12 protein-coding genes are annotated in these 16,628 nt (G+C 72.7%); 2 read left to right on the plus strand and 10 right to left on the minus strand.

Features of this window, described 5'->3' with window-relative positions; all coding sequences use genetic code 11:
* Positions 1-39: 39 nt before the first annotated feature.
* The 4 genes from ACFYPN_RS22300 to ACFYPN_RS22315 all read right to left on the minus strand — a co-directional run bounded on the left by ACFYPN_RS22300 (position 40) and on the right by ACFYPN_RS22315 (position 4,865).
* On the minus strand, positions 40-2,283 hold the full coding sequence (locus tag ACFYPN_RS22300) for a tetratricopeptide repeat protein (RefSeq protein WP_389300400.1): 2,244 nt from the start codon (positions 2,281-2,283) through the stop codon (positions 40-42).
* A gap of 27 nt (positions 2,284-2,310) precedes the next feature.
* Positions 2,311-3,198, minus strand: coding sequence for an oxygenase MpaB family protein (locus ACFYPN_RS22305; RefSeq protein WP_358766152.1), 888 nt, complete (start codon positions 3,196-3,198; stop codon positions 2,311-2,313).
* 212 nt (positions 3,199-3,410) lie between these two features.
* Complete coding sequence (locus tag ACFYPN_RS22310) at positions 3,411-4,586, minus strand: methyltransferase (RefSeq protein ID WP_358766148.1); 1,176 nt, start codon at positions 4,584-4,586, stop codon at positions 3,411-3,413.
* A 69-nt stretch (positions 4,587-4,655) separates the two neighbouring features.
* Complete coding sequence (locus ACFYPN_RS22315; protein WP_358766150.1) at positions 4,656-4,865, minus strand: hypothetical protein; 210 nt, start codon at positions 4,863-4,865, stop codon at positions 4,656-4,658.
* 350 nt (positions 4,866-5,215) lie between these two features.
* Between ACFYPN_RS22315 and ACFYPN_RS22320 the strand changes: the two genes are divergently transcribed.
* The gene (locus ACFYPN_RS22320; RefSeq protein WP_358766154.1) at positions 5,216-6,061 is read left to right on the plus strand and encodes an endonuclease; all 846 of its coding nucleotides are present in this window, start codon (positions 5,216-5,218) and stop codon (positions 6,059-6,061) included.
* 73 nt (positions 6,062-6,134) lie between these two features.
* Here the strand turns inward: ACFYPN_RS22320 and glsA are convergent, their stop codons facing one another.
* Positions 6,135-7,529: a glutaminase A gene (glsA, locus tag ACFYPN_RS22325; RefSeq protein ID WP_389300405.1), complete on the minus strand. Its 1,395-nt coding sequence runs from the start codon at positions 7,527-7,529 to the stop codon at positions 6,135-6,137.
* Between the two features lie 101 nt (positions 7,530-7,630).
* Positions 7,631-8,218 (minus strand): DUF1269 domain-containing protein, encoded by a 588-nt coding sequence (locus ACFYPN_RS22330; protein WP_358765916.1) that lies wholly within the window; start codon positions 8,216-8,218, stop codon positions 7,631-7,633.
* Between the two features lie 163 nt (positions 8,219-8,381).
* Here ACFYPN_RS22330 and ACFYPN_RS22335 point away from each other — a divergent pair, with 163 nt between their 5' ends.
* A complete protein-coding gene (locus tag ACFYPN_RS22335; RefSeq protein ID WP_358765918.1) occupies positions 8,382-9,497 on the plus strand; it encodes a chemotaxis protein in 1,116 nt (371 codons plus the stop codon).
* A gap of 96 nt (positions 9,498-9,593) precedes the next feature.
* Here ACFYPN_RS22335 and ACFYPN_RS22340 read toward each other — a convergent pair whose 3' ends face one another.
* The 4 genes from ACFYPN_RS22340 to ACFYPN_RS22355 all read right to left on the minus strand — a co-directional run bounded on the left by ACFYPN_RS22340 (position 9,594) and on the right by ACFYPN_RS22355 (position 16,562).
* Positions 9,594-12,008 (minus strand): phosphoketolase, encoded by a 2,415-nt coding sequence (locus tag ACFYPN_RS22340; RefSeq protein WP_389300408.1) that lies wholly within the window; start codon positions 12,006-12,008, stop codon positions 9,594-9,596.
* Between the two features lie 144 nt (positions 12,009-12,152).
* Complete coding sequence (locus tag ACFYPN_RS22345) at positions 12,153-13,574, minus strand: NADP-dependent succinic semialdehyde dehydrogenase (protein ID WP_389300410.1); 1,422 nt, start codon at positions 13,572-13,574, stop codon at positions 12,153-12,155.
* 171 nt (positions 13,575-13,745) lie between these two features.
* Positions 13,746-14,204, minus strand: coding sequence for an ATP-binding protein (locus ACFYPN_RS22350; protein ID WP_389300413.1), 459 nt, complete (start codon positions 14,202-14,204; stop codon positions 13,746-13,748).
* A gap of 261 nt (positions 14,205-14,465) precedes the next feature.
* A complete protein-coding gene (locus ACFYPN_RS22355; protein WP_389300415.1) occupies positions 14,466-16,562 on the minus strand; it encodes a xanthine dehydrogenase family protein molybdopterin-binding subunit in 2,097 nt (698 codons plus the stop codon).
* Positions 16,563-16,628: the final 66 nt, after the last annotated feature.

Genomic DNA, 16,628 nt, shown 5'->3' on the forward strand with positions numbered 1-16,628 from the left:
TCGGCGGGGCGGCCTTCGACGACGGCGCGCCGGTCGCGCTCACCGGTGTGACGGTGCTCCCGGGCGCGGTGGCGCGGGAGGCGGGGAGGGCCGCGGTTCCGTGAACGAGGCGGCTCGGGACAGCTGTTGGAGGCATCGGACCTCGTCGTCGCGGCTCGCCGCCGCGTCGGGGTGGCCCGCGCCCAGCACCCGGGTCCGGGCCTCGGCGACCCGCCGGTAGAGGACGAGCGCCTCGGCCCAACGGCCGAGCCAACCGAGTGAGACGGCGATCTCGCGGCAGCTGACGAGGGTGTCGGGGTGGTCGGGGCCCAGGGTGCGTTCCCGCGCGGCGCAGACCGCGCGCGCCTCGGTCAGCGCCCCTTCCCACTGGCCGAGGCGTCCGAGGTTGACGCCCAGGCCGTGCCGGGCCCGGAGCGTCTCCGGGTCGTCGGGACCGCTCGCCTCCGTCCGGTCGTGCACGAGGGTGCGGTAGAGCTCCGTCGCTTCGGCGCCCCGTCCGAGGCGGCCGAGGCAGATGCCGATCTCCTGGCGGGTGGCGAGCGTCTCCGGGTGGGTGGCGCCCAGCGCGAGGACCCGGCCCCGGGCGACCTGCGTGTAGGTGTCCAGGGCCTCCTGCCACCGCCCCGCCCGGCCCAGTGCGTAGGCCACTTCGAAGAGGGTCACGAGGGTGTCGGGGTGACCGGCGCCGAGCACCCGTGCGCGTGCGTCGGCGACCTCGCGGGACATCCGGTACGACTCCTCCGCACGGCCCAGCCGGCCGAGGTTGAACGCCATGTTGTGCCGGCAGCTCAGGGTGTCCGGGTGGTCGGGGCCCGCCGTGCGCTCCCGGGCGGCGAGCACCGCCGCGTACACCCGGTGCGCCTCGGCGTGGCGTCCGAGGCGCCCGAGTACGTACGCCGTCTCCTGACGGGCCGCCAACGTCCCGGGGTGGTCGGGGCCGAAGGCCCTCGCCCGGCCCTCGGCGACCTGCCCGAACTCTCCCAGCGCCTCGGTGTCGTGCCCGGTGCGGCTGAGGCAGATGCCTCGTTCGTACCGGCCGGCGAGCACCTCGGGATGGGCGGGCCCCAGCAGCCGGGCGCGTTCCGTCGCGACCGCGCGGTGGATCTCCTCCGCCTCGGCCCAGCGCCCGATGCGGGAGAGGGCGAGACCCTCCTCGTGACGTCCGGCCAGGGAGCGGAGCGCGTCGGAGGCCGGAACCTCGCCGGCGGCCCGGGATGCCGGGAGGCGGACGCCGGTCGTCCACGTGCCGGTCAGCGCGGCGGCGTGGTCGACCGGTTCCGCGTCCGGGCTCCGAGTGCCGGTGGCGCGTCGGCCGGTCGTCATCGAGCGGGTCCATACGGGCAGTTCGCCCGGACCGGCGGCCGGCGGCAGCGCGGGGCGTGCGGCCGGCAGGGGGTACGGGCGTCCGGCCGGGCCGGTCTCCCGCTCGCCGCCGGTACGCGCGAGGCCGATCCGCCGCCGCACGGAACCGGCGTCTTCCGGGCGCTGTGAGGGAGACTTGGCCAGCAGGTCGAGCACGACCCGGTCGAAGAACTCGGGGAGTTCGGCGCGGTGGGCCCGCGGCGGGCGCGGCGGTGTGTCGCGGTGGGCGACGAGGATGCCCCAGGCGTCGTCCAGGTCGAACGGCGGTACCCCGGTGGCGATTTCGTAGAGCACGCAGCCCAGCGAGTAGAGGTCGCTGCGCTGGTCGACAGCGACTCCGCCGATCTGCTCGGGCGACATGTAGTGAGGGGTGCCCATCGAGATGCCGGTACCGGTCAGCTTGGAGGTGAAGCCGATGTCCTGGGCGAGGCGCGCGATGCCGAAGTCGCAGATCTTCACCGTGCCGTCGGTGAGCCGCATGATGTTGGCGGGCTTCAGGTCGCGGTGCACGATGCCCTGCCGGTGGGTGTAGCCCAGGGCGTCGGCCATCTGTTCGGCGATGTCGATCACGTCGTCGACGGGCAGCGCCCGCCTGCCGTTGTCCTCCAGGAGCTGGCCGAGGTTGCGCCCTTCGAGCAGCTCCATCACCAGGTACAGCACGCCGTCGTCCTCGCCGAAGTCGTGCACGACGGTGACGCCCCGGTGCTGAAGCGCGGCGGCCACCCGGGCCTCACGGCGGAACCGCTCCCGCAGGACGCGGGTGAAGGAACGGTCGCGCGGGGGGCCGGACGGCTTGAGGCACTTGACGGCGACCTGGCGGCCCAAGGACTCGTCGCGGGCCCGCCACACCTCGCCCATCCCGCCGCGCCCGATCAGATCGAGCAGCTGGTACCGGCCCTGGATCAGCCTGGTCTCCGCCATGGTCCGCCGTCACCCCCCGTCGCTCCGTCACGTACGCGCCCTCCCCGGCGGTTCCAGTATGGCGGCCCGTCCCGGAAGCCGGCGCGGGTCGGGGCGGCTGCCGGGGCCGAGTCGGGCCATCGCGGCCTCGATCCGCCGGGGCGGAAGTTGCCGGCGCAGTCGCGCGGGTACCACCCGCAGGAGCCGGCCGGTGGCGCGCAGCCGCCGGTCGACGGTGGCGACGGGCGGGGCGGGGCGGCCGTACAGCTCGTGGGCGTACGGCGGCAGGGAGTCGTAGGCGAGCTCGGCGACCTGCCGCCAGAGCGCGGCGCGGGCGGGCACCAGCAGGGCGGGGACGGGTGGGCGGCGCAGGAAGTCGTCGACCTCCGCCGCCTCCGCGGAGGCCGTGAGTTCGGGCCGGACGCCGGCGAAATAGGCGTCGAGCCGGCCGGTGGTGGCGGGGACGGTGGCCGGGTCGAGTCCGACGAGGCGGGCGCTGCGGCGCTGTTCGTCGACGTAGGCGTCGGCCTGAGCGTCGGTCAGCGGGTAGCCGGAGCGGCGCTGGACTTCGAGGTAGGAGGCGACTTCCGCGCAGTGCACCCACCGGAGCAGCCCCGGTTCGCCGACGCCGTAGGTCTCGCCGGTCTCCGGGTCCGTGGCCGTGATGCGGCTGTGGATCCCGCGGACCCGGGCGCCCGCGTCCTCCGCCTCCTCGGTGGTGCCGTAGGTGAGGACGCTCACGAAGCCGGCGGTGCGCAGCAGCCGTCCCCAGGCGTCCTGGCGGAAATCGGAGTTCTGGGTGACTCCTCGGACGGCACGTGGGTGCAGCGCCTGGAGGTAGAGGGCGCGGATCCCGGCGACCCACATCATCGGGTCGGCGTGCATCTGCCAGGTGACCGTACGGGGGCCGAAGATGCCGGGGTCGGCGTCGTTCATCGCGTGGGCCTCCAGCTCGGAGCGGGGCGGATACCGGTCGCGGGAGAGGCCCACCATGGTACGCCGCACGGGTCCGGGTGCACCGGGTCGTACGCACCCACGTCCACCGCGCGCTCGCGGGACGCGCCCGCGCGAGCGGGACGCGCGTCCGGCAACGGCTCCGGGTGGTCCGGTGCCGGACGGCCGTCACCGGACCACCCGTGCTCGTCGAGTCAGCGTTTCACGGCGCGCAGGACCACGAACTTCGGGTCACCCGCGACGGTGGTGCAGTTGCCGAAGATCCGGCGCAGTTGCGTGTGGTACGCGAGGTGCCGGTTGCCGACGACCCAGAGTTCGCCGCCCTGCCGCAGCGCGGTGCGCGCGCCGTGGAACATGTTCCGGGCCGTGGCGTCGGTGGTCGCCAGATGGGAGTGGAACGGCGGGTTGGTGAGGACCAGATCCACGCTGCCGGGCTCCACGTCGGCCAGTACGTCCCCGACGTGGAACGACGCCTCACGGCCCGGCTCCGTGCCGGCCCGGAAGGTCTCCTCGGCGGAGGCGACTGCCTGGTACGACTCGTCGGTGAAGAGGACGGAGGCGTCCGGGTTGGCGAGGGCCGCCGCGAGACCGACGACTCCGTTGCCGCAGCCGAGGTCGACGACGCGGTCGGGGCCCGAGCGTGTGGGCAGGTGCTTCAGGAAGAAGCGGGTGCCGATGTCGAGCCGTTCCGCACAGAAGATGCCGGCGTGGTTGACGACCGTGCGCCCGGCGGCAATCCCGACGTCCGTGGGGAGTTCGTACCGCAACGGCCACGGGCTGGGCGTGCGCGCCAGGGCGGGGTCGGGGGTGGAGAAGATCAGCCGGGCCTTGCGGACCGCGAGCGAGGTGCGGGTGGGACCGACGATGCGCTCGAAGAGCTTGAGCGTGGAGGTGTGGATCTCCTTGACCATCCCCGCGCCGATGACCACGGTGCCCTCGTGGAGGGAGGGGGCGAGGCGGTGCAACTGGTCCTCCAGGAACGCGAGGCTCTTGGGCACGCGTACGAGCAGGACGTCGATCCGCTCCGGTGGGGTGTCGCGCGACGACAGCAGGCGTAGTGCATCGGGGTCGACGCCGTTGCGGGCGAGATTCGCGCGGGTGGCGCACTGCGCGAGGAAGGAGTCGGAGATCTGCACGGGCCGGTGCCGCGCCAACACCGTGGAGAGCGCGCCCCAGCGGTCGCCCACCACCACGACGGTGCCGGAGAGGCCGACCGGACCGGCCGGTCCGGCGGCACCGGGCTCCGGCGGGCCGTCCAACCTGCTGAGGAGGTACTCGTCGGCCGCGTCCCAGGCACGGAAGGGGTCGCGCGGGTGCTCGGGGAAACGGGCCAGGTCGACGGGGCCCTGTGACGTCGTCAAACAGTTCATTGTGCGTTCAGGCTAACCCGGGAGGGAGCGCCCGCCGCGCCGAGCACGCCCGCCCGGAGCCCACCGGCCTCAGGGCAGCCGCTTGTCGATGGCCGAACGGCCTTCCTCGGCGAGTTTGCGCCGGGCCCATTCGAGACTCTCCGGTGTCACGTCCCGGCCCGACGCGAGGACCAGGTCCTCAGGGCTGGGAGAGTCGTCCGCCCCCGTGTGGAGCAACCGGTCCGGCGTGACCGCCCCCGCGTCGGGCGTGGTGGATATGGCTTCGGGATCTTGGCTCATGCCGCCTCCTCGTCGTTCCGGCAATTCTCGCGCCGTGACGCGGCCCGCGCATCCGAGGCCGGACGGAGCCGCCGTCGGCAGCTCCCGGGACGGCCACCGAGTCGTGCGCAGAAGGACGGATGCGACTTCCGATGTGACGTCTGATGCGGTAGGGGCCGCCGGGACGGGTCGACACTTGACCTGCACATGATAATTACGTTCCGTTCATGCATGACGTACGGGGCGTATGGAAGGCTGCCGAGCAGATCCCCCTTCACATGACTGCCGCATCTCCTCCCTCCCCCACGAATCAGAGGGTGTCGGCAGCCCTTCCTGTCCCGGAGAGGACACCCCACATGTCCCGTCACCAGATGTCACGTCACCCAAGAATCTACGCGCGTCCACTCCTGGTCGCCCTCGCCTCCGTCACCGTTCTCGCCGGCACTGCCGCGGCTGCCCCTGCGACGGACACCCCGGCGCCCGTCGCCACGGTGACGTCCGCCACCGCGTCCACCACCGCCTCGGCCGCTCTGGTCGACACCTACTACGCCAACGCCCTGGGCAAGTCCGGCACCGCCCTCAAGGCGGCACTGCACACCATCATCAGCAGCCAGACCAAGGTCTCCTACAGCCAGGTCTGGGAAGCGCTGAAGGACACCGACGAGGACCCCGCCAACCCCGGCAACGTCATCCTGCTGTACACCGGCAAGTCCCAGTCCGAGGACGACAACGGCGGGAACGTCGGCCAGTGGAACCGCGAGCACGTCTGGGCCAAGTCGCACGGCGATTTCGGTACGGCGACCGGCCCCGGGACCGATCTGCACCACCTGCGCCCGGCCGACGTCCAGGTCAACTCCATCCGGGGCAACAAGGACTTCGACAACGGCGGCAGTCAGGTCTCCGGCGCTCCGGGCAACTACACCGACACCGACTCCTTCGAGCCCCGCGACGCCGACAAGGGCGACGTCGCGCGGATGATCCTCTACATGGCGGTGCGCTACGAGGGCGACGACGCCTGGGCCGACCTGGAGCCCAACGAGAAGGTGAACAACGGCTCGGCGCCGAACATCGGCAAGCTGTCCGTACTGAAGGAGTGGAGCCAGGAGGACCCGCCGAGCGCGTTCGAGAAGAACCGCAACGAGGTCATATACACCCAGTACCAGCACAACCGGAACCCGTTCATCGACCACCCGGAGTGGGTCGAGTCGATCTGGTAGACCCGTCGCTCCGGGCCGGCGCCGCCATGGGGCGGTGACGGCGCGGAGTGCGGCCGGGTGGTGGATCCGTCGTTCAGGCCCGCTGCCCGTCGTCCTCCCGCGCGCATCGCGCGACTGCCTCGTCCAGCGAGGGGAAGCTCGGCGGGGCGGCGACCGGCGGGTCTCCTCCGCCGGCCGGTCCGTCGCTCCCCGGGTCACCACCGGCCGGTGACGGGTGATCACCACGTGGCTCTCGCCGACCCGGCCGGTCAGCCAGCCGTCCGTCCGGGTCGGCGAGAGCCACGTGGTGACCGGACCTCTCCAGCCGGGCCAGCCCCTGCCGAAGCATCGCGTAGGCCACCGGCTCGATCGCGTTCACCCGGCGCAGGTCCAGCACCACGGACGGGGCACCTCCGGAAGCGGCCTCGTCGAGTCCGTACAGCACCCGTTCGGCGGCGGTGAAGTCCAGCGACCCCTGAGCGGCCACGACCGCGACCCGCCCCTGCTCCGCCGCACTGCCGCCGGACGGCAAATCCTCCCCGGTGGTGACGAGCGTGACGGTGGAGCCGGGCAGCGCGGGGTTGAGCATCAGGTGGAGCCCGAGGCGCTCCGAGAGGGCGGCGAAGGCGGACCTCCCGCGCACCGAGGTGCCGGCCACGTCGAGCGGCGGGCTGTAGGAGGCGAGCCCGAACCGTGCCGGACCGGCGGCGATCAGGCCGCCCGACACCCCGCTCTTGGCCGGCAGCCCCACGCGCAGCAGCCACTCCCCCGACGCGTCGTACATTCCGCAGGTGGCTATGACGGCCAGCACCTGGGCCGCGACCTCCTCCGACACGACCCGGTCCTCGGTCACCGGGTTGACGCCGCCGTGGGCCAGAGTGGCCGCCATGACCGCCAGGTCCACAGCGGTCACCCGGACCGAGCACTGCCGGAAGTACGTCTCGGTGGCGGTGATCGGGTCGACGGGGAGCTGACCGGCGCTGCGGACGAGGTACGCGAGCGCCCGGTTGCGGTCACCGGTCGCGGACTCGGAGCGGTACACCGCCTCGTCCACGTCCAGCGCCCGTCCCGCGAACCGCCCGAGACAGGACAGGATGCGCTCGAACCTCGGCTGGTCCGAGGTGTCGGAGATCAGCGAACAGGCCACCAGGGCACCCGCGTTCACCATGGCATTCGCGGGACGGCCGGTCCCGCGCTCCAGATTGATGGCGTTGAACGCCTCGCCGCTGGGCTCGGCGTTCACCCAGGCCGACACCTCGTCCAGCCCCAGCTCCGCCAGAGCCAGGGCGTAGACGAACGGCTTGGAGACGGACTGCACGGTGAAGAGCGTGCGCGCCTCGCCCGCGCTGTAGACATGACCGTCCATGCTGACCAGGGCGAGCCCGAAGGCATCCGGATCGGCCCGGGTCAACTCGGGAATGTAGGAGGCTACTTCACCCTGCCGCACCCCCGCGAACCGCGCACGCAGCTCACCGAGGGCGGCGGTCACCGCACCCGCGGCTCCCGCCCCGTCGCCGTCGGAGGGAAACGGCGCCCCGGACGGCGCCCCGGACGCGGACCGCGCCCCGGACGGCTCCGCACCGGCCGGACTCACCTGTCTCCGTCGGCCGCTCCGGCCCGGGCCGCGCCCCCGGCACCGTCGGAGCCGGCACTGGGGTCCTCGGCGTCCTGCGCGTCCTCGGCATCCTCTGCATCCTCGGCGAAGACGCTGCGGAGCCTCTCCTCGCTCGCGGCGTCCAGGTTGCTGTGGAGCAGTTCGGCGCCCCCACCGGGAAGCGCCGCACCGATGCGGTCGGTGATCTCGTTCATGGTGAGGAGGAAGAGCGCGGAAGTCCCGGGCGTGACCTGTTCCTTGACCTCGTTGATGAAGTCGTCGTCGATCCCGACGTCGGCGAGCTTCCCGCCCAGCGCCCCGGCCGCGGCCCCGATGGCCGCGCCGAGCAGTGGCATCAGGAAGAGCAGTCCGAAGAGCATGCCCCAGAAGGTGCCACCGAGGGCCCCGGCGCCGACCAGGTTGCGGAGCTGTCTGGTGCGGGGCTTCGCACGGTCGGCGGGCCAGCTGACGACCGCCGCGTCGATGATCTTGATCAGCCCCTCCTTCTGCAAGGACTTGAGCGACGCCTCCACGTGCTCCGCCGCGTCCGCCGTCCGGAACTTCCACACGGTAAGGGTGGACATACCGCTACCTCCCGAGCATGTCACCGACTAATTGGCTCATATTAGGATCAAAAGGTATGAATTGACTCGTCGGGCCTTCCGTCCCCTGGAGCGGGGAACGGCCCGGGCCCCGCGGTACACCGCGCCGGGTCCCCCACCGGAATCGAACCCCTGGGAGGGAACGATGGACACGGACGCCCTGACCACCGGAGTACTCAAGGAATTGCGGACGACCCGCGCCTATCCGGTTCTGTCCCTGACGATGCCCACCCACCGCCGCGCTCCGGACAACGCCCAGGACGCCGTGAGGCTGCGCAATCTGGTCGCCGGGGCCACGAGCCGGCTGGAGGCCGATCCGCGGGTGTCGCGTGAGACCGCCGCCGCCCTCCGGGCGCAGCTGGACCGTGCGGTCGCCGAGGTGGACGCGCGCAGGGCGCTGGAGTCCCTGGTGATCCTCGTGAGCACGGACGAGTACCAGATCTGGCAGTTGCCCCGTACCGCACCCGAGCGGGTGGTGCTGAGCGACTCCTATCTGACCCGCAACCTCGTCGCGGCCAAGGCACAGTCCCAGCCGTACTGGGCGCTGACCGTCGCCGCCGACCGTGCGGCCCTCTGGGGCGGCACGGCGGACTCCGTGCACCTGGAGGAGAGGGGCGGCTTCCCGCTGACCGCGCCGAGCGAGGCACCGAACCCGCAGCGGATGGAGCGGATCGGCGACACCCCGAGCACCTACAGCGACGAGGAGACCCGCCAATTCCTCCGTACGGCCGACGAGCAGCTGCGTGCCGTACTCGCCGCCGACCCGCGTCCCCTGTACCTGGTGGGCCTGCCGCCCGCGCTCGCGCTGCTGGACAACGCCGGCGAGGGCGCTCACGCGGCCGTGGGCCGGGTCGCCAAGGGGGCTCCCGCCGACATCGCGCCGTCCGCCCTGCTGGCGGAGCTCGGCACGGCGATGGCGGAACACGCGGAGCGCCGCGCCGCCGAGGTGCGCGCCCGGCTGGACGGGGCCCGTGGTGCCAAGACCTTCGCGGGCGGACTCGACGAAGTGTGGGCCGCCGTGCAGGAGGGCCGGGCCGGGCTGGTCGTGGTGGAGGAGCACTTCCAGGAGACCGCGCGGACGACCGGGGGCCACCTCGTGCCGGTGGGCGACGAGGAGGTGCCGCCCGGCGACGAGACGGTGCGCGAGGACGTGGTGGACGAGCTCGTCGAGGGCGCCCTCGACAGCGGCGCCGAGGTCGTGTTCCTCCCGGACGACACCCTGGCCGAGCACGGCCGGATCGCGGCGGTGCTGCGCTACTGAGTGCCGCCCTCGGACCAACAGGTCCGGCTCACGCATTCAGGAGCCGGACCGGGACCGCCCCGGAGCGGGGGCGGTCCCGGAAGGCGCTCAACCGGGTCAGCCGGTCCAGGTCCAGTCGGCCACCTCCGGCATGTCCTCGCCGTACTCGCGGATGTAGGCGTGGTGGCGGGTCCGCGCGTCGGCCATGGCCTGGCGTACGGCGACCGCGCGGACGCCGAGTCCGGGCACGCGGTCGACCACGTCCATGACGAGCCGGTACCGGTCGAGGTCGTTGCGTACCACCATGTCGAACGGGGTGGTGGTCGTGCCCTCCTCCTTGTAGCCGCGTACGTGGAGGTTGGCGTGGCCGGCCCGGCGGTAGGCGAGGCGGTGGATCAGCCAGGGGTAGCCGTGGTAGGCGAAGATGACCGGCTTGTCCCGGGTGAAGAGCGCGTCGTACTCGTTGTCGGGCATGCCGTGCGGGTGTTCGCCGTGCGGCAGCAACCGGGTCATGTCAACGACGTTCACCACCCGTACGGCGAGGTCGGGCAGATGGCGCCGGAGCAGGTCGGCGGCGGCCATGGTCTCCAGCGTGGGGACGTCTCCCGCGCACGCGAGCACCACGTCGGGCTCGCGGGTGCCGTCCTCGGTACCCGCCCACTCCCAGACCCCGGCGCCGCGGGCGCAGTGGGCGCGGGCCTGGTCCATGGTCAGCCAGTCGAAGGTCGGCTGCTTCCCGGAGACGATCACATTGACGTAGTCGCGGCTGCGCAGCACGTGGTCGGCGGTGGAGAGCAGCGTGTTGGTGTCCGGCGGCAGGTAGACGCGGACGACCTCGGGGCTCTTGTTGAGGATGTGGTCCACGAACCCGGGGTCCTGGTGCGAGAAGCCGTTGTGGTCCTGGCGCCAGACGTGGGAGCTGAGCAGGTAGTTCAACGAGGCGATGGGGCGTCGCCAGGCGAGCCGGCGTGAGGTGCGCAGCCATTTGATGTGCTGGTTGACCATGGAGTCGACGATGTGGGCGAACGCCTCGTAACTGGAGAAGAACCCGTGGCGCCCGGTGAGCAGGTAGCCCTCCAGCCATCCCTGGCAGAGGTGTTCGGAGAGGATCTCCATGACCCGGCCGTCGCGGGCGAGATGTTCGTCGGTCGGGAGCGTCTTCTCCTGCCATGCCTTGCCGGTGGCTCCGTACACGGCGTCGAGCCGGTTGGACGCGGTCTCGTCCGGGCCCACGAGGCGGAAGTCCCGGCGCGCGGAGGTCGCCGCCATGACGCCTTCGAGGAGCCGGCCGAGCACCCGGGTGGGTTCGTGGGAGCCGGCGCCGGGCTTGTCGACGGGGACGGCGTAGTCGTCCAGCGGGGGTACCGGGAGGTCGCGCAGGAGCAGCCCGCCGTTGGCGTACGGGGTCGCGCCGAGCCGGAGATCGCCCTCGGGCGTCGTGGCGAGCACCTGGGCGGTGGGGCGGCCTGCGTCGTCGAAGAGCTCGCCGGGCCGGTAGGAGCGCAGCCATGCCTCCAGCTGCCGCAGGTGGTCGGGGTTGTCGCGGACTCCGGAGAGCGGGACCTGGTGGGCGCGCCAGGTGCCTTCGACGGGCAGCCCGTCGACCTCCGCGGGCCCGGTCCAGCCCTTGGGGGTGCGCAGCACGATCATCGGCCAGCGCGGGCGTCCGGTGGACCGGCCGCCCCGGGCGGCGCGCTGGTGCTCGCCGATGCGGTCCAGCGCCAGGTCCATCGCGGCGGCCATCGCGCGGTGGACGGTGGCCGGGTCGTCGCCGCTGACGTGGATCGGGTCGTGGCCGTATCCGCGCAGCAGCTGGTCGAGTTCGTCCTCGGGGAGCCGGGCCAGGACCGTCGGGTTGGCGATCTTGTACCCGTTGAGGTGGAGGATCGGCAGGACGGCACCGTCGTGCACCGGGTCGAGGAACTTGTTGGAGTGCCAGGAGGCCGCGAGCGGTCCGGTCTCGGCCTCCCCGTCGCCGATGACGCAGGCGACGAGCAGATCGGGGTGGTCGTAGGCGGCGCCGTAGGCATGGGTGAGGGCGTAGCCCAGTTCACCGCCCTCGTGGATGGAGCCGGGTGTCTCGGGCGCCACGTGGCTCGGCACTCCGCCGGGGAAGGAGAACTGCTTGAACAGCGCCCCCATGCCCTCGGCGTCCCTGCTGATGTCGGGGTACGTCTCCGAGTAGCTGCCCTCCAGCCAGGAGTTGGCGAGTACGGCGGGGCCGCCGTGTCCGGGTCCCCAGACGCAGAGCGTGGGCCGGTTCCGCGCCTTGATCACCCGGTTGAGGTGGGTGTGGACGAGGTTGAGGCCGGGCGAGGTGCCCCAGTGGCCCAGCAGCCTCGGTTTGATGTGCTCGCGGGTGAGGGGCTGCTCCAGCAACGGGTTCGCCATGAGGTAGATCTGTCCCACCGCGAGGTAGTTGGCGGCCCGCCAGTGGGCGTCGAGGGCGGCGAGTTCGTCGTCCGTGAGGGCGGTCGAGCCGTCCGCGGGGGCGGTCGAAGGGGATGCCGGCTGCCCGGCGGTGCTGGTCACGAGGGAGTCTCCTCCTGGAGGGTGGACGAGGCGCCGGCGGGCCCGGCGGCCGGGCGGAAGCGGTCCGGGGCTCGGGGCTCGGGGTCGGGGGCTCGGGGGTCAGGGTCGGGGCTCGGGCTCGGGGTCCGGGGCTCTGAGGCGGGATCACGCCCCGTCGTCACCCGTGGGGCCGTACCAGACGGTTGTCGCGTTGCAGAACTCGCGGATGCCGTGGCCGGCGAGTTCCCTGCCGTACCCGGAGCGCTTCACCCCGCCGAAGGGCAGGGCGGGGTGGGAGGCGGTCATACCGTTGAAGAAGACGCCGCCTGCGTCGAGGTCGCGGACACAGCGCTCCATCTCGCCCGGTTTCCGGGTCCAGACGTTGGAACTGAGTCCGAAGGGCGTGTCGTTGGCGACCTCCAGGGCCTCGTCGAGGCCGGACACCCGGTAGAGGGTCGCCACCGGTCCGAAGGTCTCCTCGCGGTGGATCCGCATCTTCGGGGTGATGCCCGCCAGGACGGTGGGCCGGTAGAACCAGCCGTGCTCCAGCCCTGCGCCGAGCCCCTCCGGTCGGCCTCCGCCGCAGAGGGCCTCCGCTCCCTTGCCGAGGGCGTCGTCGACGAGTTCCTCCAGGTCGGTGCGGCCCTGCTCGCTGGCGAGCGGGCCCACGTCGGTGGACTCCTGGAGGGGGTCGCCGACGGTGAGGGCCTCCATGGCCGCGGTGAAGCGGGTCGCGAAGGCGTCGTACACGTCGGTGTGGACGATGAACCGCTTGGCGGCGATGCAGGACTGGCCGTTGTTCTGGACCCGGGCGGTGACGGCGGTGCTCGCGGCCCGCTCGATGTCGGCGGAGGGCATGACGAGGTAGGGATCGCTGCCGCCGAGTTCGAGGACGGTCCTCTTCACGGTGTCCCCGGCGATGGCGGCGACGGAACGGCCGGCGGGTTCGCTCCCGGTGAGGGTGGCCGCGGCGACGCGGTCGTCCCGCAGGATCTCCTCGATGGCGCCGGAGCCGACCAGGAGCGTCTGGAAGGCGCCGGCCGGGAAGCCGGCCCGGCGGAAGAGATCGCCGAGGTAGAGGGCGGTCCGGGGGACGTTCGACGCGTGCTTGAGGAGCCCCACGTTGCCCGCCATCAGTGCGGGCGCCGCGAAGCGGACCACCTGCCAGAGCGGGAAGTTCCACGGCATCACGGCGAGAACGACGCCCAGTGGCCGGTAGTGGACCCGGGCGCGCGTGGCCCCGGAGTCCTTGACGTCGTCGTCCGAGGGGTGTTCGTCGGCCAGCAGCCGTTCGGCGTGGGCCGCGTACCAGCGCATGGCCTTGGCGCATTTGGCGGCCTCGGCGCGCGCCGCCGCCAGCGGCTTGCCCATTTCGAGGGTCATGGTGCGGGCGATGGCGTCGCGGTCCGCGTCCAGCAGGTCGGCGGCCTTCTCCAGCAGGGCGGCCCGCTCGGCGAATCCCGTGGTGCGGTAGGTGCGGAAGGTGTCGTACGCGGTGGCGATCCGCCGTTCGATCTCCTCCGCGCCGATCGCGTCGTACGTCTCGAGCGTCTCACCGTTCGCGGGGTTCACCGTCGCGATGGGCATGGCAGTGGCCTCCTTGCCTGGGTTCTTCGACCGTCCCGCGCCTTCGCGCCCCGCGCAACGCGGGCCCCCTCGCAGCACCTACCCGGCCGACGCGGATCATGCGTGCCGCAGGCACGCGATCCGGACCGGCCGGGCAATGGGGCCGGGCAGCGGGGCCCGGGAGGGAAGCGGTCAGGCGAGAGCCGCGGAGGGCAGCGGCCGGACCTCGGGAGTCCCGTCCAGTGGCGTGCGGGGCAGCAGGCCGGTCGGGCGCGGCACCTCGGCGTACCGGGTGAACCAGACGACTTTGCCGTCGTCCGTCCGGCAGGTGCCCCAGCTGTCGCTGAGCGCCATGACCCGGCTCAGTCCACCGCCGGTGGCGAGCAGCCTCGGCATCCCCTCGCCGTGGTCGGCGACGGCCACCGTCAGATGGCGGCCGGTCCAGCGGAGTTCGACGACGCACTCGTTGTCGCCGCCGACATGCCGGTGGACGTTGGTCAGAAGTTCCTCCAGCGCCCGGCAGACCGGGCGGACGTGCAGTTCGAGACTCCAGTGGCGCAGGTGCGCCGCGACGATGCGCCGCAGCTGGGAAACGCGTTCTGCCGACACCTGCAGTTCGACCAGATAGTGCCGGTCGAGTGGAACGGTCATCTTCGGGGCTCCTCACCGCTGGGGCGCGTTCCGGAAGGAGCGCCGTACGCCCGGAGAGTGGGCGGACAGGCGGGAATTCCGAAACACGGCCGAGACTCACGTGCGTGTCCGTCGTGAACCGACGGCCCCTGAGCACGAAGCGTGAGCGGCCATTACTTCTGTGTCACTCCTCAGGGTGACGCCGCTGCGCCGGGTGCGCAACAGATGGACCATCGCCGCCGGTGGACGCCGCTCCCCCGGGATACGGAGAACCTCCCGGCCCTACGGCAGGTACGGGAGGACCTTGTCCGGGGTGAGCGGGAGTTCGGTCAGCCGCGCCCCGGTGGCGTGCCGCACGGCGTTGCCGATGGCGGCCGCGGTGCCGACGATGCCGATCTCGCCGATCCCTTTGCTGCCCATCGGGTTGAGGTGGGGGTCGTCCTCGTCGATCCAGTGCGCCTCGACGGCCGGCACGTCGGCATTGGCCGGTACGTGGTAGGCGGCGAGGTCGCTCTCGACGAAGTCGCCGTACACCGGGTCCAGGGTGCTGCCCTCGGTGAGCGCCATCCCGATGCCCATGACCATGCCGCCGATGAACTGGGAGCGTGCGGTACGGGAGTTGAGGATGCGTCCGGCGGCGTAGACACCGAGCAGCCGGCGCACCCGGACCTCGCCGGTGAGCGAGTCGACGGCGGTCTCGGCGAAGTGGGCGCCGAAGGCGTGCCGGGCGTACGGGGATTCCGCGCCGGTCTCCTCCTGTGTGTCGGCGCGCACCGTGATCCCCTCGGCCGGCAACGGACCGGGGCGCGCGGCGAGCCGGGCCGCGAGAGCGGCGGCCGCCTTGTGCACCGCCCATCCCCAGGAGGCGGTGCCGGAGGAACCGCCGGCGAGCGGCGCGGTGGGCAGGTCGCTGTCGCCGAGCGCGACCCGGACCCGGTCGGCGGCCGTGCCGAGCGCCGAGGCCGCGATCTGGGCGAGGACGGTTCGGGCACCGGTGCCGATGTCGGTGGCGTTCACCTCGACGAGGTAGCTCCCGTCCGCGGCGGCGTGCGCGGTGGCCGAGGAGGGCCCGACGAGGACGGGGTACGTCGCCGAGGCCACGCCCGTACCGAGCAGCCAGCGCCCGTCCTGCCGGGAGGCGGGGCGGCGGTCGCGGTCGCCCCAGCCGAAGCGCCGGGCGCCCTCGCGCAGGCAGGCCACCAGGTTGCGGCTGCTGAACGGCTTCCCGGAGTCGGGTTCGGTGGCGGGTTCGTTGCGCACCCGCAGTTCCACGGGGTCGATGCCGAGCGCACAGGCCAGTTCGTCCATCGCGGACTCCAGGGCGTACATCCCGGACGCCTCGCCGGGGGCGCGCATCCACGACGGGGTGGGCACGTCGAGGGCGGCCACGCGGTGCGCCGACCGGCCGTGCGGGGAGGCGTACATGACCCGCGCCGGTACGGCGGCCTGCTCCACGAACTCCTTGACGGTGGAGGTGTGGGTCGCGACCTCGTGGCTGAGGGCGGTGATCACCCCGTCGTCGCCCGCGCCGATCCGGATGCGGTGCACGGTGGGCGCACGGTGGCCGACGACGGAGGGCAGCTGCTTCCTCGGCAGGGAGAGTTTCACCGGCCGGCCGGTGTGCAGCGCGGCCATGGCCGCGAGCACCACCTGGGGGCGGGGGGTGCCCTTCGAACCGAAGCCGCCGCCGACGTGCTCGGAGATCGCGGTCACCCGGTCCGTCTCGATCCCGAAGACGGCGGCCAGGGTGTCGCGGACCGTGCCGGAGCCCTGGCTGGAGTCGTGGACCGTCAGCCTGCCGTCCGTCCACCGGGCGGTGGTGGCGTGCGGTTCCATGGGGTGGTTGTGCAGGGGGCCGATCCGGTACGTCGTGTCGATCCGGTTCTCCGCGTCCTCGTAGGCCCGGGTGAAGTCGCCGCGTTCGCGGACCGCCGGGAAGCCGCCGTTGGCCTTCTCGGGGGTGTAGAGCGCGGGATGGGCGTCGGTGAGTACGACGTCGTGGCTCTCGCGTGCGTACTCGGTGACCACCGCGTCGGCTCCGGCCCGGGCCGCTTCGAGGCTGTCGGCCACCACCAGCGCGACGTACCAGCCCCGGTGCGGGACCCGGTCGTCCTGGAGCACCGCCAGGGTCGGATCCTCGGGAGCGTGCAGACGGGGGGCGTTGTCGTGGGTGAGCACGGTGTGCACGCCCGGGAGGGCGAGCGCGTCGGCGGTCCGGACGGCGGTCACCCGCCCCTTGGGCACGGTGGCGGGGACGGGCCAGGCGTACAGGCAGCCGGGCGGGGTGTGCTCCGCCGCGTAGCGCGCCGCCCCGGTGACCTTCTCCCGGGCCTCGCGGCGGACGACGGGAGCACCGAGCGGCTGGGGGGCGTGGCTCATGACAGGTCCTCGGGCGCAGTGGCGGACGGGGGGACGGACGGGTGACGGCAAACGGCGTGCGGGGTT

Source organism: Streptomyces sp. NPDC005576 (assembly GCF_042871745.1).
In the GTDB taxonomy this organism is placed as follows: Bacteria; Actinomycetota; Actinomycetes; order Streptomycetales; family Streptomycetaceae; genus Streptomyces.

What these genes read in the sequence shown, in the direction of transcription:
- ACFYPN_RS22300 (WP_389300400.1), bottom strand. Translation starts at nt 2,283, where the DNA reads ATGGCGGAGACCAGGCTGATCCAGGGCCGGTACCAGCTGCTCGATCTG.
- ACFYPN_RS22305 (WP_358766152.1), bottom strand. Translation starts at nt 3,198, where the DNA reads ATGAACGACGCCGACCCCGGCATCTTCGGCCCCCGTACGGTCACCTGG.
- ACFYPN_RS22310 (WP_358766148.1), bottom strand. Translation starts at nt 4,586, where the DNA reads ATGAACTGTTTGACGACGTCACAGGGCCCCGTCGACCTGGCCCGTTTC.
- ACFYPN_RS22315 (WP_358766150.1), bottom strand. Translation starts at nt 4,865, where the DNA reads ATGAGCCAAGATCCCGAAGCCATATCCACCACGCCCGACGCGGGGGCG.
- ACFYPN_RS22320 (WP_358766154.1), top strand. Translation starts at nt 5,216, where the DNA reads ATGTCACGTCACCCAAGAATCTACGCGCGTCCACTCCTGGTCGCCCTC.
- ACFYPN_RS22330 (WP_358765916.1), bottom strand. Translation starts at nt 8,218, where the DNA reads ATGTCCACCCTTACCGTGTGGAAGTTCCGGACGGCGGACGCGGCGGAG.
- ACFYPN_RS22335 (WP_358765918.1), top strand. Translation starts at nt 8,382, where the DNA reads ATGGACACGGACGCCCTGACCACCGGAGTACTCAAGGAATTGCGGACG.
- ACFYPN_RS22345 (WP_389300410.1), bottom strand. Translation starts at nt 13,574, where the DNA reads ATGCCCATCGCGACGGTGAACCCCGCGAACGGTGAGACGCTCGAGACG.
- ACFYPN_RS22350 (WP_389300413.1), bottom strand. Translation starts at nt 14,204, where the DNA reads ATGACCGTTCCACTCGACCGGCACTATCTGGTCGAACTGCAGGTGTCG.
- ACFYPN_RS22355 (WP_389300415.1), bottom strand. Translation starts at nt 16,562, where the DNA reads ATGAGCCACGCCCCCCAGCCGCTCGGTGCTCCCGTCGTCCGCCGCGAG.